At 68.2% G+C, this 20,799-nt stretch carries 24 protein-coding genes; 9 read left to right on the top strand and 15 right to left on the bottom strand.

Annotated features, from left to right (window positions below):
* Nucleotides 1–4: 4 nt before the first annotated feature.
* From PHQ87_RS06125 to mltG, 8 genes are all read right to left on the bottom strand, one after another.
* A complete protein-coding gene (locus PHQ87_RS06125) occupies nt 5–1,516 on the bottom strand; it encodes a tripartite tricarboxylate transporter permease (protein WP_300232120.1) in 1,512 nt (503 codons plus the stop codon).
* Nucleotides 1,517–1,535: 19 nt separating this feature from the next.
* Nucleotides 1,536–2,024, bottom strand: coding sequence for a tripartite tricarboxylate transporter TctB family protein (locus PHQ87_RS06130; RefSeq protein WP_300232122.1), 489 nt, complete (start codon nt 2,022–2,024; stop codon nt 1,536–1,538).
* A 134-nt stretch (nt 2,025–2,158) separates the two neighbouring features.
* Nucleotides 2,159–2,839 carry an ankyrin repeat domain-containing protein gene (locus PHQ87_RS06135; protein WP_300232166.1) on the bottom strand — a complete coding sequence of 227 codons (681 nt, stop codon included), beginning with the start codon at nt 2,837–2,839 and terminating at the stop codon, nt 2,159–2,161.
* Between the two features lie 6 nt (nt 2,840–2,845).
* Nucleotides 2,846–3,664 carry a TatD family hydrolase gene (locus PHQ87_RS06140; protein WP_300232124.1) on the bottom strand — a complete coding sequence of 273 codons (819 nt, stop codon included), beginning with the start codon at nt 3,662–3,664 and terminating at the stop codon, nt 2,846–2,848.
* A gap of 58 nt (nt 3,665–3,722) precedes the next feature.
* Nucleotides 3,723–4,091 carry a PilZ domain-containing protein gene (locus PHQ87_RS06145; protein WP_300232126.1) on the bottom strand — a complete coding sequence of 123 codons (369 nt, stop codon included), beginning with the start codon at nt 4,089–4,091 and terminating at the stop codon, nt 3,723–3,725.
* Nucleotides 4,088–5,134 (bottom strand): DNA polymerase III subunit delta', encoded by a 1,047-nt coding sequence (locus tag PHQ87_RS06150; RefSeq protein WP_300232128.1) that lies wholly within the window; start codon nt 5,132–5,134, stop codon nt 4,088–4,090. Before PHQ87_RS06150 ends, PHQ87_RS06145 begins: the two co-directional genes overlap by 4 nt.
* Nucleotides 5,131–5,796, bottom strand: a complete 666-nt coding sequence (gene tmk / locus PHQ87_RS06155) for a dTMP kinase (RefSeq protein ID WP_300232130.1) — start codon at nt 5,794–5,796, stop codon at nt 5,131–5,133. The genes PHQ87_RS06150 and tmk overlap by 4 nt, the downstream gene beginning before the upstream one ends.
* Nucleotides 5,797–5,821: 25 nt before the next feature.
* Nucleotides 5,822–6,829, bottom strand: coding sequence for an endolytic transglycosylase MltG (mltG, locus tag PHQ87_RS06160; RefSeq protein WP_300232132.1), 1,008 nt, complete (start codon nt 6,827–6,829; stop codon nt 5,822–5,824).
* 136 nt (nt 6,830–6,965) lie between these two features.
* On the opposite strand from mltG, the gene PHQ87_RS06165 reads away from it, so the two are divergent.
* Both PHQ87_RS06165 and PHQ87_RS06170 read left to right on the top strand, forming a co-directional pair.
* The gene (locus PHQ87_RS06165; RefSeq protein WP_300232134.1) at nt 6,966–7,901 is read left to right on the top strand and encodes a folate-binding protein; all 936 of its coding nucleotides are present in this window, start codon (nt 6,966–6,968) and stop codon (nt 7,899–7,901) included.
* Between the two features lie 15 nt (nt 7,902–7,916).
* Nucleotides 7,917–8,768 (top strand): NRDE family protein, encoded by an 852-nt coding sequence (locus tag PHQ87_RS06170; protein ID WP_300232135.1) that lies wholly within the window; start codon nt 7,917–7,919, stop codon nt 8,766–8,768.
* Between the two features lie 11 nt (nt 8,769–8,779).
* On the opposite strand, the gene PHQ87_RS06175 is transcribed toward PHQ87_RS06170, so the two are convergent.
* Nucleotides 8,780–9,652, bottom strand: a complete 873-nt coding sequence (locus tag PHQ87_RS06175; RefSeq protein WP_300232136.1) for a YbgC/FadM family acyl-CoA thioesterase — start codon at nt 9,650–9,652, stop codon at nt 8,780–8,782.
* Nucleotides 9,653–9,749: 97 nt separating this feature from the next.
* Here PHQ87_RS06175 and PHQ87_RS06180 point away from each other — a divergent pair, with 97 nt between their 5' ends.
* On the top strand, nt 9,750–10,340 hold the full coding sequence (locus PHQ87_RS06180; protein ID WP_300232138.1) for a DUF922 domain-containing protein: 591 nt from the start codon (nt 9,750–9,752) through the stop codon (nt 10,338–10,340).
* Between the two features lie 9 nt (nt 10,341–10,349).
* On the opposite strand, the gene PHQ87_RS06185 is transcribed toward PHQ87_RS06180, so the two are convergent.
* Nucleotides 10,350–11,339 (bottom strand): alpha/beta hydrolase, encoded by a 990-nt coding sequence (locus PHQ87_RS06185; protein WP_300232139.1) that lies wholly within the window; start codon nt 11,337–11,339, stop codon nt 10,350–10,352.
* A gap of 122 nt (nt 11,340–11,461) precedes the next feature.
* On the opposite strand from PHQ87_RS06185, the gene PHQ87_RS06190 reads away from it, so the two are divergent.
* The gene (locus tag PHQ87_RS06190; RefSeq protein WP_300232141.1) at nt 11,462–12,619 is read left to right on the top strand and encodes an iron-containing alcohol dehydrogenase; all 1,158 of its coding nucleotides are present in this window, start codon (nt 11,462–11,464) and stop codon (nt 12,617–12,619) included.
* Between the two features lie 55 nt (nt 12,620–12,674).
* Here the strand turns inward: PHQ87_RS06190 and PHQ87_RS06195 are convergent, their stop codons facing one another.
* A complete protein-coding gene (locus tag PHQ87_RS06195; RefSeq protein WP_300232143.1) occupies nt 12,675–13,181 on the bottom strand; it encodes a hypothetical protein in 507 nt (168 codons plus the stop codon).
* A gap of 188 nt (nt 13,182–13,369) precedes the next feature.
* On the opposite strand from PHQ87_RS06195, the gene PHQ87_RS06200 reads away from it, so the two are divergent.
* From PHQ87_RS06200 to PHQ87_RS06215, 4 genes are read left to right on the top strand one after another with little or no spacing between them, the layout of a single operon-like run.
* Complete coding sequence (locus PHQ87_RS06200) at nt 13,370–13,918, top strand: septation protein A (RefSeq protein ID WP_300232145.1); 549 nt, start codon at nt 13,370–13,372, stop codon at nt 13,916–13,918.
* Nucleotides 13,919–13,923: 5 nt separating this feature from the next.
* The gene (locus PHQ87_RS06205) at nt 13,924–14,214 is read left to right on the top strand and encodes a BolA family protein (RefSeq protein ID WP_300232148.1); all 291 of its coding nucleotides are present in this window, start codon (nt 13,924–13,926) and stop codon (nt 14,212–14,214) included.
* A 30-nt stretch (nt 14,215–14,244) separates the two neighbouring features.
* Entirely contained in the window at nt 14,245–15,027 is a 783-nt protein-coding gene (locus PHQ87_RS06210; RefSeq protein WP_300232150.1) for a peptidylprolyl isomerase, read from the top strand.
* A gap of 15 nt (nt 15,028–15,042) precedes the next feature.
* Nucleotides 15,043–16,443: an aspartate aminotransferase family protein gene (locus PHQ87_RS06215; RefSeq protein WP_300232152.1), complete on the top strand. Its 1,401-nt coding sequence runs from the start codon at nt 15,043–15,045 to the stop codon at nt 16,441–16,443.
* Between the two features lie 8 nt (nt 16,444–16,451).
* Here PHQ87_RS06215 and PHQ87_RS06220 read toward each other — a convergent pair whose 3' ends face one another.
* On the bottom strand, nt 16,452–17,210 hold the full coding sequence (locus tag PHQ87_RS06220) for an alpha/beta hydrolase family protein (protein WP_300232154.1): 759 nt from the start codon (nt 17,208–17,210) through the stop codon (nt 16,452–16,454).
* A gap of 102 nt (nt 17,211–17,312) precedes the next feature.
* Between PHQ87_RS06220 and PHQ87_RS06225 the strand changes: the two genes are divergently transcribed.
* Nucleotides 17,313–19,301, top strand: coding sequence for a U32 family peptidase (locus PHQ87_RS06225; RefSeq protein WP_300232156.1), 1,989 nt, complete (start codon nt 17,313–17,315; stop codon nt 19,299–19,301).
* A 13-nt stretch (nt 19,302–19,314) separates the two neighbouring features.
* Here the strand turns inward: PHQ87_RS06225 and PHQ87_RS06230 are convergent, their stop codons facing one another.
* The 3 genes from PHQ87_RS06230 to PHQ87_RS06240 form a co-directional block, all read right to left on the bottom strand.
* Nucleotides 19,315–19,908 carry a hypothetical protein gene (locus PHQ87_RS06230; RefSeq protein ID WP_300232158.1) on the bottom strand — a complete coding sequence of 198 codons (594 nt, stop codon included), beginning with the start codon at nt 19,906–19,908 and terminating at the stop codon, nt 19,315–19,317.
* A 155-nt stretch (nt 19,909–20,063) separates the two neighbouring features.
* Nucleotides 20,064–20,417 (bottom strand): DUF488 family protein, encoded by a 354-nt coding sequence (locus PHQ87_RS06235; RefSeq protein WP_300232161.1) that lies wholly within the window; start codon nt 20,415–20,417, stop codon nt 20,064–20,066.
* A gap of 46 nt (nt 20,418–20,463) precedes the next feature.
* Nucleotides 20,464–20,799: hypothetical protein (locus tag PHQ87_RS06240; protein WP_300232163.1), on the bottom strand; the 336-nt coding region annotated here is incomplete at its 5' end.

Consider the following 20,799-nt stretch of genomic DNA (forward strand, 5'->3'; position numbering starts at 1 on the left):
GCGTTCAGTCCTCGACGAAGGCTTCTTCGCGTTTTTTCTTGATGGAAGGCATCACCACGATGACCAGCAACAGGGTGGCAACCGCCAGCAGGCCCGCCGAGATCGGACGCGTGACGAAGACCGCCCAGTCACCGCGCGAAATCAGCAGCGCGCGGCGCAGGTACTCCTCCATCATCGGGCCCAGGATCAGGCCCAGCAGCAGGGGCGCCGGCTCGCAGCCGAGCTTGATGAAGATGTAGCCGATGAAGCCGAAAATGGCCACCATCCAGATGTCGAAGGTGTTGTTGTTGGTCGAGTACACGCCGACGGCACAGAACAGCACGATGGCCGGGAACAGCCAGCGGTAGGGCACGGTCAGCAGCTTGATCCACAGCCCGATCATGGGCAGGTTCAGCACGATCAGCATCAGGTTGCCGATCCACATCGAGGCGATCAGGCCCCAGAACAGCTCGGGGTTGCTGGTCATCACCTGCGGGCCGGGCTGGATGTTGTGGATGGTCATGGCCCCCACCATCAGCGCCATCACGGCGTTGGGCGGGATGCCCAGCGTCAGCAGCGGGATGAACGAGGTCTGCGAGCCCGCGTTGTTGGCCGACTCGGGTGCCGCCACGCCACGGATGTTGCCCTGGCCGAACGGCACTTCGCCGGGGCGCAGCTTGGTCTTCTTCTCGATCGTGTAGGCCGCGAAGGACGACAGCAGTGCGCCGCCGCCCGGCAAAATGCCCAGCGACGAACCCAACGCCGTACCGCGCATGATGGCCGGCAGCATGCGCTTGAAGTCCTGCGCCGTGGGCATGAGGCCCGTGACCTTGGCGGTGAAGACCTCGCGCTCTTCCTCGGATTTGGACAGGTTGGAGATGATCTCGCCGTAGCCGAACACGCCCATGGCGATGGCGATGAAGCTGATGCCATCGGTCAGCTCCGGGATATCGAAGCTGTAGCGCGCCACGCCCGAGTTCACGTCGGTGCCGACCATGCCGAACAGCAGGCCCAGCAGGATCATGGCCAGCGCCTTGAGCAGCGAGCCCGAGGCCAGCACCACGGCACCGATCAGGCCAAGGACCATGAGCGAGAAGTACTCGGCCGGACCGAACTTCAGTGCCACCTCGGTCAGCGGCGGCGCGAAACCGGCGATGACCAGCGTGCCGAAACAGCCGGCGATGAACGAGCCGATGCCGGCCGCGGCCAGCGCGGGCCCCGCCCTGCCCTTGCGCGCCATCTGGTAGCCGTCAATGACGGTGACCACCGAGGACGACTCACCGGGCAGGTTCACCAGGATGGCGGTGGTCGATCCGCCGTACTGCGCACCGTAGTAGATGCCGGCCAGCATGATGAGCGCCGACACCGGCGGCAGGCCGTAGGTGATCGGCAGCAGCATGGCGATGGTGGGCACCGGACCGAGCCCGGGCAGCACCCCGATCAGCGTGCCGAGCAGGCAGCCGAGCAGCGCGTACAGCAGGTTCTGGAAAGTGAAGGCGACCCCGAACCCCAGGGCCAGATTGTCAAACAGTTCCATGATGTCTAGGCCCCGGGGATCAGTTGTTCAAAAAGGCAGGCCACACCGGGAACTGCAGGCTGAGCAGGTAGACGAAGGCGACATAGCAACCCACGGCCAGCGCCGTGGCCAGGACGATGCTCTCCTTGATGCTGAAGCCCGGGCGCGCCATGCTGGCGATGATGACCAGGCCATAGATGCCCACGATCAGGCCGAACTGGGGGATGCCCAGGGCCGGCACGCCGACCATCAGCGCCCCGAAAGCCAGGTTGGCCCCCAGGATGAACAGCAGCGGACGCCAGGCAAAAGCGCCCACCGGATCACCATCGGGGGTGCCTGAGCGAAAGGCGTTGATCGTGATGATCAGCCCGAGAATCGCCAGCAGGATGCCCAGCATGAACGGAAAGTAGCCGGGCCCCATGCGGGCCGCCTCGCCGATTTCGTATTCCCGGGCCCCCAGGGAGAAGCCACCGCCAGCGGCGATGAACATCAGGCCGGAGTAAAAGTTTTTCTGACTGGCAATAGCCACGGAACGCTCCTCTTTCTCTGCTAAGTGGACCCGTGCGATTGTCAGGCACCCGAAGGGTCGCCAACATGTGGGTTACACCTACTCACGACGAAAAATGCCAGCGTTGCCACGCGCCGGACATGACCGCCCTTCCCTTACCAGCGGCCTGCCGGCTGGCGCGCCCGGATGGCGGCCGCGATCCGCTCGGCGTCGGCCTCGCGGCGGGCGATGCGGGCGAAATCGATCGCGGTCAGACCCTTGTCGTTCCTGAGGGAGGGGTCGGCGCCCTGGTCCAGCAGCAGCGTCACCACCTCGGGCAGCCCGTATTGGGCCGCCATCATCAGCGGCGTGGTCCGGTTGGGCGACTCGGCGTCGATGTAGGCGTGATGCTCAAGCAGCAGGTGCACCATGTCGACGCTGGCGGGGGACTTGCTGCTGGCCGCGTAATGCAGTGCCGTCCACCCCGGCTGGTTGACCTCGGCCTTGCGGTGGACAATCAGCCGGCGCGCCAGCTCCAGATCGCCACCGATCGCCGCCAGCATGAGTGGCGTTTCCCCGACCAGGCTCTTGGCATTGACATCGACCACGTTCTGCCGGACCAGGAAGTCGGCCACCTTGCGAGAGCCCTGCCGGATCGCCACCAGCAGCGCGTGCTCCCCCTTGTCGTTGCGGCTGTTCAGGTCGGCCCCACGCAGTGCCAGCGCGACGACCGCCGATTCGTCGTCGCGGACCGCCGCCTGGAACAAGATCCTGGCGTCGTCGGCGAAAAGCGACGTCATGCAGCAGAAAAAAGCATAAAAAACAATATGCTTTTTAAGAAACTTCATGTTGATCATCAAGTCTCAGTGCCGCTGTGAGGGGCGGAAAAGCTGGTCGAAATTGCGGCTGGTGATCTCGGCCACCGCCTCCACCGGGATCCCTTTGACCTCGGCAATGCAGGCGGCCACGTGGGGCACCAGGGCGGGCGAATTGGTCTTGCCCCGGTACGGCACCGGGGCGAGGTAGGGGCTGTCGGTCTCGATCAGCAGACGGTCCATCGGCACCAGCCGCACCACCTCCCGCAGGTCGGCGGCGTTGCGGAAGGTCACGATGCCGGAAAACGAAATGTAGAAACCGAGGTCCAGTGCGGCCCGGGCCACCGCCTGCGTCTCGGTGAAGCAGTGGAGCACGCCGCGCAGCACGGGCAGCCCCTCAAGCGGGTCCTCACCGGCGATGAAACCCCCATGCCGGCGCAGCATGGCCAGCGTGTCGTCCGAGGCACTGCGGGTGTGCACGACGACCGGCAGGTCGGCGCGCCGCGCCGCTTCGATGTGAACCCGGAAGCGCTCGCGCTGCCATGCCATGTCTTCCACCGTGCGGCCGTTCAGGCGGTAGTAGTCCAGCCCGGTTTCGCCAATGCCGATGACGCGCGGGCGGCTGGCCAGGGCCAGCAGTTCGTCCACACCGGGCTCGTGCACATCCTCGTTGTCGGGATGCACGCCCACGGTCGCCCACAGGCCCTCGTGAGCCATGGCCAGGCCGTGCACCGCCTCGAACTCCTCGATGGTGCAGCAGATGGTCAGCGCGCGGTCGACACGGGCCTCGGCCATCGCCTGCAGCACCGCCGGGATGTTGCCTTGCAGCTCGGGGAAAGTGAGGTGGCAGTGGGAATCGGTGAACATGGTGTTGTGGGGCATCCCGGATGCGGGATGGTGCCGGCCGCGGCCACTGCCGGCCGGCTCAGATGGTCTGGGTGGGCCGGTCCGAGGCCAGGTGCGCGCCCAGGATATCCTCGATCTTGGCCTTGAGCTGGCGCGATTTCTCGTCGGAGGGAAAGCGGATGCCCACGCCTTGCGTGCGGCCGCCGGCCGCCTTGGCCGGTGTCACCCAGGCCACCTTGCCGGCCACGGGATAGCGCTGCGGGTCGTCGGGCAGGCTGAGCAGCACATAGACGTCATCGCCCAGGCGGTATTCGCGGGTGGAGGGGATGAAGATGCCACCGTCGGCGAACAGGGGGATGTAGGCCGCGTACAAGGCCGCCTTCTCCTTGATCGAGAGTTGTATGACACTGGGTCTCGGCGTGGATGGCGACGACGGTGCGGTGCTCATGAGCGCCGAGTGTAGCGGGAAAGTGCTCGCTGGGCGCGGGATGCCCATGCCTGCTGCAACAGGCCGGCCTGAAACGGATGCTCCACGGTGCGCGCGGCCTCCCGCAATTCCCTGGCCCAGGCCGACAGGCGCCAGGGATGCGCCGGACCGGGCAGGCGGGCGGCATCGAAATAGCGGGCGCGGCCGCCGGCGCCAACGGCCAGCAGATCGTGACAGAGCTTTTGCAACACGTCCAGTTGGCGCGCCGGCGGCCAGTCGGCCATCGCGCCCCAGTCGCCGCGGGCGATGTCGGCGGGGAGCCGGTCCCACTGCTCGGCGCCGACCCCCTGCATGGCCAGGGCCAGGGCATCGCTGGGGCGGCCGCCGGCCGCGCGCAGCCAGGTCGCGGCTTCCGCCTCGTCGTCGGCCCTCTTCACGCCCCTGGCCAGCGCGGCCTGCCGCAGCCAGCCGACGGCCTCCTGCGTTTCGGGCCAGGGCAGCACCTGCGTCACGCAACGGCTGCGGATGGTGGGCAGCAACTGGTGCACCGCCTCGGTGGCGAGCACGAAACGCACATCGCCCGCGGGCTCCTCCAGGGTCTTGAGCAAGGTGTTGGCCGACTCGATGTTCATGCGCTCGGCCGGAAACACCAGCACCACCTTGCCCCGCCCGCGCGCGGGCGTCATCTGGGCAAAGGAAACCACCTGGCGCGCGGCCTCGACGCGAATGAACTTGCTGGGTTTGCGCTTCTTGTCATCGATGTCCTTTTGCGCGCCTTCGTCCAGCGGCCACCCCATCTCCAGCGACACGGTTTCGGGCATCAGCACGCACAAATCGGCATGGGTATGCACGTCGATGGCGTGGCAACTGGCGCAGGAGCCGCAGGCACCCTGCGGCGTGGGCTGCTCGCACAGCCAGGCGCGGGCCAGCGCCAGCGCCAGTTCATATTGCCCCAGGCCGGAGGGCCCAGCCAGCAGCAGGGCGTGGCCGCGCATGGGCAACAGCTGCGTCAGTTGCCGCTGCAGCCAGGGTGCCAACGGGGCGGGGGCCGGCGCGGCGCTCATGTCACGGCCCTGTCGGCCAGCCAGCCGCGCCCCACGCAGGCCGCCCTGACCTCGGCCCAGACGGCGTCGGGGGCCTGATCGGCACGGATACGGGCAAAACGCCCGGGGTCGGCGGCCTGGCGCTGACCATAGCCCTGGGCGACCCGGGTGAAGAACTCCAGTGGCTGGGCCTCGAAGCGGTCGGGTGTGCGCGCCTGCGCCAGCCGCTGCGCCGCCACCGCTGGCGGCAGGTCGAACCAGAGCGTCAGATCGGGTTGGCGCAGACCCTCGCCTACGGCGGGTGTCTGCTGCACCCAGCGCTCCAGCGCCGACAGCACCTGCAGGTCAAAGCCGCGGCCGTAGCCCTGGTAGGCAAAGGTGGCGTCGGTGAAGCGGTCGCACAGCACGACATCACCGCGGGCCAGCGCCGGCTCGATGACCTGCAGCAGGTGATCGCGCCGGGCGGCGAACATCAGCAGGGCCTCGCTCAGCGGGTCCATCGCTTCCCTGAGCACCAGCGCGCGCAACTGCTCGGCCAGCGGAGTGCCGCCCGGTTCGCGCGTCAGCACCACGCTGCGACCCGTGGCGCGCAAGGCGTCGGCCAAGGCGCCGATGTGGGTGGACTTGCCGGCGCCATCGATGCCTTCGAAGGTGATGAACAGGCCTTGCGTCGGTAGGGGCATGTGTCAGGAAAGAAGAAGACGGAGGTCAGCGTTTGAGGATATAGCGGCGCACGGCGTCATTGTGCTCGCTCAGCGTTTCACTGAAATGGCTGCTGCCGTCACCGCGTGCCACGAAGTACAGCGCCCGGGTGGAGGCCGGCTGCACCGCCGCCATGAGCGAGGCCCGGCCGGGCAAGGCGATGGGCGTCGGCGGCAGGCCGGCACGGGTATAGGTGTTGTAGGGTCCGTCGGTCTGCAGGTCGATGCGGCGCAGGTTGCCATCGAAGCTCGCGCCCAGGCCATAGATGATGGTTGGGTCGGTCTGCAGCCGCATGCCGATGCGCAAGCGGTTGGCAAACACCCCGGCGATCATCGCCCGGTCGGCGCCCGAGCCGGTTTCCTTTTCGATGATGCTGGCCAGGATCAACGCCTCCCGGGGCGACTTGAGCGGGTTGTCCGGATGGCGCTGGGCCCAGGCCTGGGCCAGTTGCCGCTCCATGGCCTGGGCGGCCTGGCGCAACACGGCCGACGCCGGCGTGTTGCGGGCCACGCGATAGGTGTCGGGAAAGAATCGCCCCTCGGGGTGCTCCCCGGGCAAACCCAGGTGCGCCATGATCTGCTCGGGTGTCATGCCCCGCAAGTCCTGCACCAGATGGGGCGAGGCCTGCAGCGCAGCCACCGCGTCCCGGAACGTCCAGCCTTCCACCAGGGTGATGCTGCGCAGGGCCTGCTCACCCCGCACCATCCGCTCCAGCAGCGTCCGCGGCGTCAGGCCGGGCGACAGGGTGTAGGTACCCGCCTGGATCAGGTGCGCCCGACCCGAGAAGCGGAACCAGGCATACAACAGCGGCACCGGCACATCCGCACCCGCGGCATGGATGCGTTGGGCCGCCGTTCGGGCCGAATGGCCGGGCTCGATGGTGAACTCCGGCAGGGGCTCCGCGGCCACACCGGTCCTGAACCCGATGGGCTGTCCCAGCCACCACCACGCCGTGCCCGCCGCCATACCGGCCAGCAACGCCAGCATGAGGATCAGCTTGAGAAGAAAACGCATGGCGGACGGCACGGGGCGTGATGCCGGAAAAGCGGAGTGGCGATGAGGGGGACCGCGGGCCGACGCTGCCCGGCCGCGGGCTTCGCATGATAATCGACCGGGATTCGACCACCGACACGCGTTTTCCATGGATACCATGACCGCCACCCCGTCCGTCACCCTGCCCTCGCCGGCGCCCGATGGTGTGCTGCGCCTGGCCCACCTGGGTGTGATCCGGGCCCGTGGCGACGACGCCGCGGCATTCCTGCACGGCCAGTTGAGCCAGGATTTCGCCCTGCTGGGCGTGCCCGGTGCCCGGCTGGCCGCCTACTGCTCGCCCAAGGGGCGCATGCTGGCCAGCATGATCGGCATCAAGCGGGCAGCGGACGAGGTGCTGCTGATCTGCCACCACGACGTGCTGGCGGCCACCCTCAAGCGCCTGTCGATGTTCGTGCTGCGCGCCAAGGTCAAGCTGGACGACGCCAGCGCCGGGTTCGAGCTCTGGGGCCTGGTGGGCACCAGCGCCCTGCCGGCGGGCGAGCCCTGGCAGATGCTGGATGCCCCGGCCGGTGTGAGCCGGGTCGGCCTGTACCCGGCCGCCGGGCTGACCCGCAGTCTCTGGGTGGCGCCGGCCGGCCACGAGGCACCGGCCGGCCCGCCCCTGGAGCCCGCCACCTGGGCCTGGCTGGAGGTCCTCTCCGGCGTGGCCATGGTCTCGGCCCCCCTGGTCGATGCCTTCGTTCCCCAGATGCTCAACTACGAATCCGTCGGTGGCGTGAACTTCAAGAAGGGCTGCTACCCCGGTCAGGAGGTGGTCGCGCGCAGCCAGTTCCGCGGCACGCTCAAGCGGCGCACCTACCTGGCTGCAGCGGATGCGCCGATGAGCGTCGGGCAGGAGGTCTACCACCCCAGCGACGCCGACCAGCCCACCGGCACCATCGTGGCCTGCAGTCCGGCCCCGAATGGCGGCTGGCATGCGCTGGTGTCGATGCAGGTGAGCAGCGCCGACGGCCAGGCCCTGCACCTGGGGCAGGCCGAAGGCCCCACGCTGCGCCTGTTGCCCCTGCCCTACCCCTTGCTCGACGACATCTGAGGCCCGGCAGCCGCCATGTGTCTGATCGCCTTTGCCATCGGCGCGCACCCCGACTGCCCGCTGCTGATCGCCGGCAACCGCGACGAGTTTTTCGAGCGACCCACGGCACCGCTGCACCAATGGACCGTTCCGGGCGGCACGTCCAGCATCTGGGCCGGCCGCGACCTGCGCGACGGTGGTACCTGGCTGGGCTTCGCCGACAACGGCCGCATCGCCATGCTGACCAATGTGCGCAGCGCCCGGGCGGCGGCCGGCGCGCGCAGCCGGGGTGAGCTGCCCATGCGCTGGCTGGCCGGGCAGTGCGACCTGGATGAGCTGGCCAGCACCATCGATCCGGCGGCCTATGGTGGCTTCAACCTGGTGGTGGGTGACTTTCGCGCCGGGCACTGGGCCTGGCTCAGCAACCGTTCACCCCAATCGCCGCACACCGAAGCCGCCAGCACGGGGCTGCACCGCCAGCCGCTGGGGCCCGGCATCTATGGGCTGTCCAACGCCGCGCTGGACACACCCTGGCCCAAAACCGAGCGTCTCAAGGCCGCCGTGCGCCATGCGCTGGGCGAGCCCCACCATGACGACGCCCGGGCATTGCTGGCCAGTGCCCTGGCCGACACCCACCATGCCCCGCCCCATCAACAACCCGCCACCGGCGTGCCGCGCGAGATGGAGCACGCCCTCTCCAGCCCCTTTATCGATATGGCCGAGCGCGGCTATGGCACGCGCAGCAGCCTCGTCGCGCACGTGCGGCGCGGGCCGCAAGCGGCCTGGTACCTGGACCTGAATGAGTGGACCCACCCCGGCCCGTCGGGACCACAGCGGCACGGCTGGGGCACGCAGCCGCCGGTGAACGTGCGAATCGCCTGGGCCTAGATGAACAGGCCCTAAACCAGCTTCACCATCTCCTGATGGGGAATGCCGGCTTCATCGAACGGCTCGCCCACGCGCTGGTAGCCCAGCCGGTCGTAAAAGGGAACGGCCGAACGCTGGGCGTGCAGCACGATGCGGCGATCGCCCCGGCTCCGGGCCGCCTCTTCGAGCGCCTGCATCACGGCCAGCCCCACCCGGGCACCGCGCACCGCATGGTCCACCGCCACGCGGCCCACCCGCGCATCGCCCGGGATGTCGGCCGGCAACAGGCGGCCGGTACCCACGGGCATGCCCAGGCGGTTGCGCACGAGCACATGCACCGCCCCGGCATCGGCCACATCGCACGCCAGTTCGGCGGGGATACCCTGCTCCTGCACGAACACGGCCTGACGGATGGCACGGGCCTCCTCGCCCAGATCGGCCCAGGTACCCACCTGCGCCCGCAGCATCGTTTCACCACCCTCATAACCCAGCAGAGCATCCCGCAGGGCCGCCGGCACCGGACGCGAGGTCTGCGTGGCCGGATCGGCGAACACATAGATGATCTCGCTGCTGATCAGTTGCTGCTCGTCACGGAAGATCGCACCGGTAAATGTCAGCGACGAGTTGCCGATGCGGCTGCACCGGATGGCCACATCCAGACGGTCATCCACCCGGGCCGAGGCGTGGTACTCGACCGTCGCCTTGACCACATACAGGTCGCCCCCCAGGCGGTGCATGGCCGCCTCGTAAGGCAGGGCCAGGGCACGCCAGTAATCGGTGATGGCGGTGTCGAAATACATCAGGTAGTGGGCATTGAAGACGATCTTCTGCATGTCCACCTCGGCCCAGCGCACGCGCAGCCGGTGAAACAAACGGAAATCGGAACGCTGCTGGCCAGCCGCCATGGGGTCTCCTGTCGAAATGCATGGGTGAAGCAATGGCCCGCAGCATAGCGCCCCGCCCGGTCCCATACGGTCGCCAAGGTGGCGCTACGATGGGCACATGCGCCATCCCCTCCGCCATCTGCGGCATGTGCTGCTGCCCGCCCTCGGCCTGGCGCTGCTGTGGGCGCTGCCATTGCGGGCCGAGGTCAACGAGACGCTGCGCACCCGCTGGTACGAGGCCGATGCACGCGCCCACCCCTCGCTGGGCCGGGCCTTGAGCCAGGCCAGCCCGATCCGGGTCGGGAGCACCGTCTACCACGGCTACACCCGCTGGGAGGTACGCTGGCGCTTCTGGTGGCACACCACGGCCGATGGTCTGTGCCACATCACACGGGTGCAAACGCGCGCCGCTGGCGAAATCACCTTGCCTCGGCTCAGGCACGCGACGGCGGCGCAGCGTGCGAAATTCGAGCGCTATCTGGGCCCGCTGCAGGCACACGAACGGGGGCACTTCGAGCTGGCGCGCCAAGCCGCCCGCGAGATCGACCAGGGCATCGCCAGCCTGCCGCCGATGCGCGACTGCCGGGCGCTGGAGGCGCGCGCCAATGCGCTGGGCCACGAACACCTGCGGCGCGCCCAGGCGACCGAGCGCGCGTACGACCGGCGCACCGGGCACGGCCGCACCCAGGGCGCCTGGCTGCCAGACTAGGCGCCGGTTTCAAAGCCCCCAGGCCTGGCGTAGCACCCGGGCGGCATCGGCATGAGCTTGCCGCGCCTGCTCGATGGCGCGTCCGAACTGGATGAATCCATGCACCACGCCGGCATAGATCTCCAGATCAACCGCCACGCCGGCCATGCGCAGATGGTCGGCAAAGGCCACGCCCTCGTCCACCAGCGGGTCGCATTCGGCCAGCCCGAGCCAGGCCGGCGCCACGCCATCCAGATCACGCGTGTGGCCGCGCTCATCCCGCCCACCCAGTGGCGCAAAGCGCCAGTCGTCGCGGTCCTGCGGGCCGCGCAGGTAGTGCCCGAAGAAGTAGCTGATATCGGCCGACTCCAGCAAGAAGCCCTGGGCATAGCGGCGGTGCGATTCACTGTCCTGATGGCCAATGCAGCCGGGGTAGAACAGCAACTGCAAGGCCAGCGGCCAGCCGGCATCGCGTGCGGCCAGCGCGGTGGTGATGGCCAGGGTGCCACCCGCGCTGTCGCCTCCCACCGCCAGACGGGCCGTGTCCAGTCCCAGGGCCGGCCCCTGCCCGCGCAGCCAGGCCAGGCTGTCCCAGGCATCCTCGACCGCCGTGGGGAACTTCCATTCAGGCGCGAGCCGGTAGTCCACCGACAGCACGGCGCCCCCCGAGAGCTCGGCCAGGCGCCGTGTCAGCCGTTCATGTGTGGCCACGCTGCCAATGGTGAAGCCACCGCCATGGAAATACAACAGCACCGGCAAGTCCCCCTGGGACGGCAGGCTGGGTGCAAACAGGCGCGCTGGCAGCAAATGCCCGTCGCGCGCCGGAATCTGCAGGTCTTCCACCCGGGCCAGACTGGCCGGGGCAACGTCCAGGACGCCGGCGGACTTCTCGTAGGCCTCACGGGCCCGGGCAGGCGCCAGCGCGTGCGGCGGTGGGTGGCCGGCGCGCTCGATGCGCGTCAGCAGGCCCCGCATCGCGGCCGTCAGTGCGCTGCGGGGATCGTGCTTGTGTCGTGTCATGAACCAAAGTGATCGGGGTTGTCCGGTTGATGACGGCATGCTGGTCTGTCCGGATGGACCAGCCAGCATCCGCTTCGTATAGTGGTGCTATTTTTGATCAACAACGATACCCAAGAGCGCGCATGGCCCAGATCCTGTATGTGACCAACATCCTCATTGAGCCCGGTGCCCTGGGCCAGCTCACGCCCGAGTGCGAGAAGCATGGCATTCGCCGCCCGCTGCTGGTCACCGATGCCGGTGTGCGCGCCGCCGGCCTGCTGGACAGGGCCATCGCCGCCCTGGCCGGACTGCCCTATGCCGTCTTCGACCAGACACCGTCCAACCCCACCGAAGCCGCCGTGCGCGCCGCGGCCGCCATCTTCCGCGAGCAACGCTGCGACGGCCTGGTGGCGCTGGGTGGCGGCAGTGCCATCGACTGCGCCAAAGGGGTGGCGATCGCCGTCTCGCACGACGGCCCGCTCAAGACCTATGCCACCATCGAAGGCGGTTCACCCAGGATCACGGCCGCCGTGCCACCGCTGATCGCCATCCCGACCACGGCCGGCACCGGCAGCGAGGTGGCGCGCGGCGCCATCGTGATTGTCGATGACGGCCGCAAGCTGGGCTTCCACAGCTGGCACCTGGTGCCGCGCACGGCACTGCTCGACCCGGACCTGACGCTGGGCCTGCCGCCGCTGCTCACCGCCGCCACCGGCATGGACGCCATTGCCCACTGCATGGAAACCTTCATGGCCCCGGCCTTCAATCCGCCGGCCGACGGTATCGCGCTCGACGGCCTGCGCCGCGGCTGGATGCACATCGAGCGCGCCACGCGCGACGGCCAGGACCGCGAGGCGCGGCTGAACATGATGAGCGCCTCGATGCAGGGGGCGATGGCGTTCCAGAAGGGCCTGGGTTGTGTACACAGCCTCAGCCACAGCCTGGGCGGCGTCAACCCGCGCCTGCACCACGGTACGCTCAACGCCGTGTTCCTGCCTGCCGTCATCGCCTTCAACGCCGGCGCCGAGAGTGTGCAAAACGAGCAGCGCCTGCAGCGCATGGCGCATGCCATGGGGCTGGACGACAGCGGCGACGCAGCGACCGTGGCCGCGCGTCTGGGCGATGCCATCCGCGGCGTGAATGCCCGCCTGGGCCTGCCCCCGGGCCTGGCGGCGATGGGCGTGGAGCGCGGCTGGTACGACAGGATCATCGCCGGCGCCATGGCCGATCATTGCCACCTGACCAACCCTCGCCTGGCCACCGAGGACGACTACCGCCAGATGCTCGACGCCTCGATGTGACGGGCAGGCGCGAGCGTGGGCACGGCGCCGGAAGCCGGCGCCGTCTTCGCCCGCATCATTTCATGCGCGACAGGCTTTCTTCCAGGAACTGGGTCGGGAAGCCGTTGGCGTCCTCGGGGGACTTCGGGTCACCGATGAGCAGGACGCTGCCGTTGGTGAACATCAGGAACTTGCTCTTGCCCTGATCCGAACTGCCGGTGAACTGGTCGGCCGTCATACCGGCCACCGTCTGCGTACCCACCTTGGTGGCCACCAGGTTGGACAGCACCTTGCGATCGCGCACGGCCGGCCCCGAGCACGACGAGCCCACGTAGGCATAGGCGATCACGTCGCCGGCCAGCGTATCGGCACTGACCTTGCGCAAATCGGCCCGGGCCCAGGCGGAAGCACCGCTGTCGGTATAGCACTTGGTCTCCCAGCTGCCCACGTACCTGGCCACCGGGTCGCTCGACGGGTCGGTGTCCAGCGGGTCGTCGTTGTCACCACCACAGGCGGCCAGGGAGGCCACCACGGCGGCGGTGGCCAGCCAACGCAGAGGGGAACGCAGTGCGGTCAAGGGCATGTAGATCTCCTGAAAAAAAAGATGACAACGGACAGCTCATCCAAGCCGCCCATTGTGCCTTGCCCGGCCGAGGCATCTGTAAGAACCTGTTTGCCCACCGCCGGCTCACGGCCGCTCCTGCGGCGCGCAGCCAAAAGGCCGCCAGCAGGGTTGCGCCGCCGGATCGCGCAAGCCGGGATAATCCGGCCATGCGATTCCTCATCGACTTTTTTCCGATCGGCCTTTTCGTGGCCGCCTACAAGCTGCACGACATCTATGTGGCCACCGCCGTCCTCATGGCGGCAACCTTCGTGCAGACGGGCCTGATCTACGCCATCGACCGCAAACTGCAGACCCTGCACAAGGTCACCCTGGTGCTGGTCATCGTGTTCGGCGTGCTGACCCTGGTGCTGCAGGACGAGCGCTTCATCAAGTGGAAGCCTACCGTGCTCTACGCCAGCATGGCCATCGTGCTGGGAGCGGCACTGTGGATCTGGAAGAAGAATTTCCTGCAGGCCCTGCTGGGCAGCCAGTTGTCGCTGCCCAAGGGGGTATGGCACCGGTTGACCGTCGTGTGGATCGGCTATTTTCTGTTCATGGCCGCCATCAACGGCTACGTGGCGGCGTTCTACTCCACCGAGGCCTGGGTCAATTTCAAGCTCTGGGGTTATGTCTTTCCGGTGGTATTCATCATCGGCCAGGGGGTGTACATCGCCCGCCACCTCAAGACCGATACCGACGACACGGGCCGCCCCTGATGACCATGGACCCACACCTTCCAGCCATTCCCAGCGCCGAGGCGCTCACCGCGGCGCTGAACGCCGCATTCGCTCCCACGGTCCTGCAGGTGCTGGATGAAAGCGCCGCGCACGCCGGTCATGCCGGCGCCAACGGGCTGGGCTACGGCACACATTTTCGGGTGCGCATCGGCGGTCCGGCCTTCGCCGGCCGCAGCCGGGTTGTCCAGCACCGCCTTGTGTATGATGCGCTGCGCCCTTTCATCGACGCCGGCCTGCATGCGCTGGCCATCGAAATAGTGAACCCTGCGCCCTGATTCCGCTCCAAAGAGATTTCAAGGACTTTCATGAAGCACACCCTGTCCGCCATCACTGCCGCCCTGCTGATGGGTACCGCGTCCTGGGCGGCCGCCCAGAACGTTGCCATCGTCAATGGCAAAGCCGTCCCCACCGCCCGGCTCGAGGCACTGGCCCAGCAGATTGCCGCATCGAGCGGCCGCCCGGTCGATGAAGCCATGCGCGAGCAGCTCAAGGAAGAGGTCATCCTGCGTGAAGTGTTCATGCAGGAGGCCCAGCGGCGTGGCATCGCCAACACGGCCAACTTCAAGACCCAGATGGAACTGGCCCGCCAGACCATCATGATCCGCAGCCTGTTTGCCGACTGGCAGGAGAAGAACCCGGTCACGGACGCCGACACCAAGGCCGAGTACGACAAGTTCGCCGCCGCCAACGCCGGCAAGGAATACCGTGCGCGCCACATCCTGGTGGACACCGAAGCCGAAGCCAATGCCATTCTCGCGGCCATCAAGGGCGGCGCCAAGTTCGAGGACCAGGCCAAGCAGAAATCCAAGGATCCGGGCTCCGGTGCCAACGGCGGCGACCTCGATTGGGCCAGTGCCTCCAGCTACGTGGCAGAGTTCTCCGAAGCCATGGTCAAGCTCGACAAGGGTCAGATGGCCGATGCGCCGGTCAAGAGCCAGTTCGGCTGGCACATCATCCGCGTGGACGATGTGCGCGAAGCCCAGTTGCCTGCCTACGATGAGGTCAAGGACCAGATCGCCCAGCAAATGCTGCAGCAGAAAATGGCCGAGTACCAGCACAGCCTGCGCGAAAAGGCCAAGGTCCAATAAGCACCTTCCTTGCGGGTGAACGGCAACCGCATCGCACCTTCCCCTGGCGTCCGTGCTGCCCGCCACGGCGTTGACGGGCGCCGCGCCCAGGCCTTTCTGGTGCGCGAGCGACAGGCCTACATCGCGCGCAATCCCCGCTCGGCCCAGTGTGCCGACGCTGCCGGGCGGCATCTGCTGTTCGGCGTGCCGCTGCACTGGATGTGCGACTGGGGCACTCCCTTCGCCCTGCATGTCGAGTCGGCCCGGGGGGCACGGGTCACCACCGTGGACGGCCAGGAACTGGTCGATTTCTGCCTGGGCGACACGGGCGCCATGTTCGGCCATTCGCCCGCGCCGGTGGTGGCCGCGCTGCAGCGCCAGGCCGAGCGTGGGCTGACCACCATGCTGGCCACGGCCGACGCGGCCGAGGTCGGGCGGCTGCTGGCCGAGCGCTTCGGACTGCCCTGCTGGCAATTCGCCCTGAGCGCCACCGATGCGAACCGCTACGTGGTGCGCTGGATCCGGGCCGCCACCGGACGCAAGAAGCTGCTGGTGTTCAACGGCTGCTATCACGGCACCATCGACGACGTGTTCGTCGATCTGGTCGATGGCCATCCGGTGCAACGCCCCAGCCTGCTGGGCCAGGTGCACGACCTGACCGCGCACACGGTGGTGGTCGAATTCAACGACCTGCCGGCCCTGGAAGCGGCGCTGGCCAGCGGCGAGGTGGCCTGCGTGCTGGCCGAGCCGGTCATGACCAACATCGGCATGGTGCAGCCCGCCCCGGGCTACTGGGAAGCCGCGCGGGCGCTGATCCGGCACCACGGCAGCCTGCTGGTGATGGACGAGACGCACTGCATCAGTGCCGGCCCGGGCGGCTATGCGCGTGCGCACGGTATCGAGACCGACGCCATCGTGCTGGGCAAACCTGTGGGCGGCGGCCTGCCCTGCGCCGTCTACGGCATGAGTGCCGAACTGGCCGAACGTGCGGTGGCGGCCAAACGCGCCGCGCCACCGGGCCACAGCGGCATCGGCACCACACTGACGGGCAACATGCTGGCCACCGCCGCGATGCGCGCGGCCCTGTCCGAGGTGATGACGCCGGCGGCCTATGCGCACATGTTCGCGCTGGCCGACGAGCTCGCCAGTGGCATCCGGGCGCTGATCGGACGCCACCGCCTGCCCTGGTCGGTCACCCAGGTGGGCGCACGGGTGGAGTTCCAGTTCACGCCGCAGGTACCGCGCAACGGCAGCGAAGCCGGCCGGGCGCTGGACAGCGACCTCGAGCACCTGATCCACCTGGGTCTGCTCAACCGGGGCGTGATGATCACCCCGTTCCACAACATGATGCTGGTGTGCCCGCAGACCACGCCCGACGATGTCGGGCGGCTGCTGGCCGCGCTGGATGAGGTGCTGGGCCAGATCGTCCCGGCCTGAGCACCGGCTCAGACCCGGCTCGACTGGTGGTGGATGGCCAGCAGCAGCTGGGCCAGTTCACGCGGTGCGCTGACCATCGGGTCGTGGCCCGTGGCCATCTCGAAGACCTGCCAGCCGGCCTGCTCTCGCACGCGCCGGCGCGACACGTCGATGGTGGGCAGCGCGGGCTGGTGGCAATCAATGAAGGTGCGCGGCAGCGCCGCCACGGCGGCGGCATCGAATGGCAAGGCCTGCTGATAAACCTTGAACGGTTGCGGTGTCTGGCGCCGGTTCACCCAGTCGCGGTCGGCACCGGCCAGGCCGAAGGCACTGGCATCCGGCGCCGGCATGGACAGGCCGCCCGCGGCCCGAGCGGCGGCGACACGCGCGCGGCGGATGTCCTCGGCGTGCGCGCTGCTCCAGCTCTCGCCGGGCAGCGGCACGGAGGCATCCAGGTAGACCAGCCGCGCCAGCAGCCCCGGCCGCTCGCGCTGCAGCCGGTCGGCCACGCCGGTGATGACCATGCCGGCGTAGCTGTGACCGACCAGCACCACGCGTGGCAGTTCCTCGGCCTCGATCAGGCCGACCACATCCTGGATGTGCGTGTCCAGGCCGATGCCGGGTCCGAGCAAATGGGCCCGCTCGCCACAGCCGGTCAGGGTGACCGCGTGCGTCCGCACGCCGGCACCCTGCAACAGCGGCAGCACGCGCTGCCAGCACCAGCCGCCGTGCCAGGCACCATGCACCAGCACGATGGCGGTTTCGGAAAGCGGAAGGGATGCAGACATCTGGCTTCTCCAGGACAATAGAGGGTTGGCCCGGGCGTCGCGGCGCACTGCCCGCCGCCCGGTGAACAGACCCATTGTGCCCGCTGAACCGCTCCACGCCCCATGCTGCCCCACCAACTCGAACTGCTTGCCCCCGCGCGCGATGCCGATATCGGCATCGAGGCGATCAACCACGGGGCCGATGCCGTCTACATCGGTGGTCCGGGCTTTGGCGCCCGCGCCACGGCCGACAACAGTGTGCAGGACATCGCACGGCTGGTGCGGCACGCGCACCGCTACAACAGCCGGATCTTCGTCACCCTCAACACCATCCTGCGCGACGACGAGCTGGAGCCGGCGCGAAAACTCGCCTGGCAGCTCTACGATGCCGGTGTGGACGCCCTGATCATCCAGGACATGGGCCTGCTGGAGATCGACCTGCCACCGATCCAGTTGCACGCCAGCACCCAGACCGATATCCGCACGCCGGAGAAGGCGCGCTTCCTGCAGGATGCGGGCCTGTCGCAGATCGTGCTGGCCCGTGAGCTGACGCTGCAGCAGATCGCCGCCATCGACGCCGCGCTCGGCCCGAAGGACGCACCCGGCCGCGCCATTCTGGAGTTCTTCGTGCACGGCGCGCTGTGCGTGGCCTACAGTGGCCAGTGCTACATCAGTCATGCCCACACCGGTCGCAGCGCCAACCGGGGCGATTGCTCGCAGGCCTGCCGCCTGCCCTACGAGGTCAAGGACAGCCAGGGCCGCATCGTGGCACACGACAAGCATGTGCTGTCGATGAAGGACAACAACCAGAGCAACAACCTGCGCCAGATCATCGACGCCGGCGTGCGCAGCTTCAAGATCGAAGGCCGCTACAAGGACATGGCCTACGTCAAGAACATCACCGCGCACTACCGGGTGCTGCTCGACGAGATCCTGCAGGAGCGACCGGAGCTGGCCCGCGCCAGCAGCGGCGAGTGCACCTTCCACTTCCAGCCCGACCCCGACCAGAACTTCAACCGCGAGTTCACCGACTACTTCGTCAATGGCCGCCAGCAGGACATCGGCGCCTTCGACACGCCCAAGAACCCGGGCCGGCCGATCGGCTACGTCACCGCGGTCGGCACCCAGCACCTGGATCTGCAACTGGACGAGCACGGCACCGTGCTGCACAACGGCGACGGCCTGTGCTACCTCGACCTGCAGAAGGAACTGGTCGGCCTGCAGATCAACCGCGCCGAGGCGATCGACGCGAAGCAGGGTCGCTGGCGGGTGTACCCCAAAGACCCTGTCGCCAGCTTCAAGGACCTGCGCAAGCACACGCAGATCAACCGCAACCGCGACATGGACTGGGTGCGCGGCCTGGAGAAAAAGTCCGCCGAGCGCCGCATTGGCGCCTGGCTCAGGCTGTCGGAAACCGCCGATGGCCTGACGCTGACCGTGACCGACGAAGACGGCCACAGCGGCCGTGCCACCCTGCCCGGGTCGCTGCAGGACGCCAAGGACCCCGGCCAGGCCGCAACCAGGCTGCGCGAGAACCTGTCCCGTCTGGGCGAAACGATCTTCCAGCCGCTGGACGTCACGCTGCAACTGAACGGGCCACGGTTCGTGCCGGCCTCGCAACTCAACGCCCTGCGCCGCGAGGCCATGGCCGACCTGGAGGCGGCCCGTGCGGCCACCTGGACGCGTCTGCCGCGCGCCACGCCGGTGACACCGCCGGTGCCATACCCGGAAGACACGCTCAGCTACCTGGCCAACGTGTTCAACCACAAGGCACGCGACTTCTATGCCAGGCACGGCGTGAAGGTGATCGCGGCCGCCTACGAGAGCCACGAGGAAGAAGGCGAAGTCAGCCTGATGATCACCAAGCACTGCGTGCGCTTCTCGCTCAGCCTCTGCCCGAAGCAGGCCAAGGGCGTGACCGGCGTGCAGGGCACGGTGCGGGCCGAGCCGCTGCAACTGATCAACGGCAAGGAAAAACTCACCCTGCGCTTCGACTGCAAGCCCTGCGAGATGCATGTGGTCGGCAAGATCAAGCGCAGCGTGCTGGGCGCCGCGCCGGCCAGCCCGGTCAGGTTCTACCGGACACGGCCGCAGGCACACGCACCGCGCTGACGTCGCGGCAAGCTCAGTGGCTTTGCGGCAGCGCGCTCAGCGCGGCCACCGCCGGCAGGCGGTCCCAGGTCATGAGCGCGGTTTCGACCTGCGTGCCATGGGCCTGCAACCACTCATTCATCGCCGGCCCGGACGCCGAGCCATAGACGCGATGGGAATAGACAACCACGGTGCCGACGCCATCGGACAGCAGAAAACGGGCGAAGACCGCTTCGAGCAACTCGGCATTGCCGAGCAGCGCCACGATCTGGTATTCGGTCGGTTGACCGGCGCTGGCCGGTCGGGTCCCCGTGTACAGCACCTTGCCGGCCTGCTGGTAGTTGCCCAGCACGGCATGGGCCAGCAGCTTGAGCTGCGCTTCGCTGGCAACGGCTTCATGCACATTGATCGTCAGCATGTCGCGCCACGAGGTCAGATCGGTCTGCTCCCGCGGTGTGAACTCGTTTTGGCCGTTTTTGGACCATCGGTGCTCGTAGTCGACACCCAGAAAGTGCAAACGCAGGCCACCCGGTGCCGCCGAAGCCGGCAGGCTGAACGCGGTGGTGCCAGCGACCACCATGGCTGGGGCGGCCGTCACCAGCCAGCCACAGAACTGGCGTTTTTTCATATGTCCTCCCTGACGTGATACCAGGGTGCGCATCGGCACCCGGTCGATAGTGTATACCAAAGTACACTTATCGCCCTGTGTTTCGTGCGTCGAAGGCCTCCTGCGCCGGCCATGGCCGGCCGCTCAGCTCGGTACGGCCCCTGGCAGGCGCGGCCTCAATCACCCTGCTCGAGCAGCTCCCTCAGCACCAGGGCATGGGTGTGCTGCGCGTCCCTGGCGGCATACACCAGGGTGATCGTGCCCTGGCGGGCCTGCGCACGCAGTGCATCCAGCGCGGGATGGGCCTCCAGTTCGGAGCGGTAGCGCTGCCGGAATGCTTCCCATCGGGCCGGGTCGTGCCCGTACCAGCGGCGCAGGGCCGTGCTCGGTGCCACCTCCTTGAGCCACAGGTCGATACCGGCCCGGGCCTTGGTCAGACCACGTGGCCAGAGCCGGTCAACCAGCACGCGTTGCCCGTCCGACGCGGCCGGCGCTTCGTAGGCGCGTTTGAGCAGGATGGGCATGGGCAACTCCTTGGCACGATCTCCGTTGTCGAGGCATGGCGGCGGGGCCGGCCTATGGCAGCTCCTCCCTGGCTTCCACCAGCAGCTGCCGGATGCGGACGCCCCGGGTCCTGGCCACGGCCCGGATGCGAATGCCCTGTTCGGCTTCCAGGCGCAGGCGCTGGTGGTAGTCCAGACCATCGGTCTGACCGGGGTTGTTCGCATCGATGCGACGGCTCCACTGGCGGCGGCCGTCGAATTCGACGGTCAGCTCAAGCCAGGCCTGCCCGGCCGTGGTGGGCACCTCCACCAGCAGGCTGGCATCGACGTCGAACTGGCGCGGGCGGCCGTTGAGGCCCGGGATGTCGAGCACCGCCACCGAGTCGCCCCCGGCGTCGGTGCGCCAGTA

The sequence above is a fragment of the Hydrogenophaga sp. genome (genome assembly GCF_028698005.1).
Classification (GTDB): Bacteria; Pseudomonadota; Gammaproteobacteria; order Burkholderiales; family Burkholderiaceae_C; genus Hydrogenophaga.

What these genes read in the sequence shown, in the direction of transcription:
- PHQ87_RS06125 (WP_300232120.1), bottom strand. Translation starts at nt 1,516, where the DNA reads ATGGAACTGTTTGACAATCTGGCCCTGGGGTTCGGGGTCGCCTTCACT.
- PHQ87_RS06135 (WP_300232166.1), bottom strand. Translation starts at nt 2,839, where the DNA reads ATGATCAACATGAAGTTTCTTAAAAAGCATATTGTTTTTTATGCTTTT.
- PHQ87_RS06140 (WP_300232124.1), bottom strand. Translation starts at nt 3,664, where the DNA reads ATGTTCACCGATTCCCACTGCCACCTCACTTTCCCCGAGCTGCAAGGC.
- PHQ87_RS06145 (WP_300232126.1), bottom strand. Translation starts at nt 4,091, where the DNA reads ATGAGCACCGCACCGTCGTCGCCATCCACGCCGAGACCCAGTGTCATA.
- PHQ87_RS06150 (WP_300232128.1), bottom strand. Translation starts at nt 5,134, where the DNA reads ATGAGCGCCGCGCCGGCCCCCGCCCCGTTGGCACCCTGGCTGCAGCGG.
- tmk (WP_300232130.1), bottom strand. Translation starts at nt 5,796, where the DNA reads ATGCCCCTACCGACGCAAGGCCTGTTCATCACCTTCGAAGGCATCGAT.
- mltG (WP_300232132.1), bottom strand. Translation starts at nt 6,829, where the DNA reads ATGCGTTTTCTTCTCAAGCTGATCCTCATGCTGGCGTTGCTGGCCGGT.
- PHQ87_RS06165 (WP_300232134.1), top strand. Translation starts at nt 6,966, where the DNA reads ATGACCGCCACCCCGTCCGTCACCCTGCCCTCGCCGGCGCCCGATGGT.
- PHQ87_RS06170 (WP_300232135.1), top strand. Translation starts at nt 7,917, where the DNA reads ATGTGTCTGATCGCCTTTGCCATCGGCGCGCACCCCGACTGCCCGCTG.
- PHQ87_RS06175 (WP_300232136.1), bottom strand. Translation starts at nt 9,652, where the DNA reads ATGGCGGCTGGCCAGCAGCGTTCCGATTTCCGTTTGTTTCACCGGCTG.
- PHQ87_RS06180 (WP_300232138.1), top strand. Translation starts at nt 9,750, where the DNA reads ATGCGCCATCCCCTCCGCCATCTGCGGCATGTGCTGCTGCCCGCCCTC.
- PHQ87_RS06185 (WP_300232139.1), bottom strand. Translation starts at nt 11,339, where the DNA reads ATGACACGACACAAGCACGATCCCCGCAGCGCACTGACGGCCGCGATG.
- PHQ87_RS06190 (WP_300232141.1), top strand. Translation starts at nt 11,462, where the DNA reads ATGGCCCAGATCCTGTATGTGACCAACATCCTCATTGAGCCCGGTGCC.
- PHQ87_RS06195 (WP_300232143.1), bottom strand. Translation starts at nt 13,181, where the DNA reads ATGCCCTTGACCGCACTGCGTTCCCCTCTGCGTTGGCTGGCCACCGCC.
- PHQ87_RS06200 (WP_300232145.1), top strand. Translation starts at nt 13,370, where the DNA reads ATGCGATTCCTCATCGACTTTTTTCCGATCGGCCTTTTCGTGGCCGCC.
- PHQ87_RS06205 (WP_300232148.1), top strand. Translation starts at nt 13,924, where the DNA reads ATGGACCCACACCTTCCAGCCATTCCCAGCGCCGAGGCGCTCACCGCG.
- PHQ87_RS06210 (WP_300232150.1), top strand. Translation starts at nt 14,245, where the DNA reads ATGAAGCACACCCTGTCCGCCATCACTGCCGCCCTGCTGATGGGTACC.
- PHQ87_RS06220 (WP_300232154.1), bottom strand. Translation starts at nt 17,210, where the DNA reads ATGTCTGCATCCCTTCCGCTTTCCGAAACCGCCATCGTGCTGGTGCAT.
- PHQ87_RS06225 (WP_300232156.1), top strand. Translation starts at nt 17,313, where the DNA reads ATGCTGCCCCACCAACTCGAACTGCTTGCCCCCGCGCGCGATGCCGAT.
- PHQ87_RS06230 (WP_300232158.1), bottom strand. Translation starts at nt 19,908, where the DNA reads ATGAAAAAACGCCAGTTCTGTGGCTGGCTGGTGACGGCCGCCCCAGCC.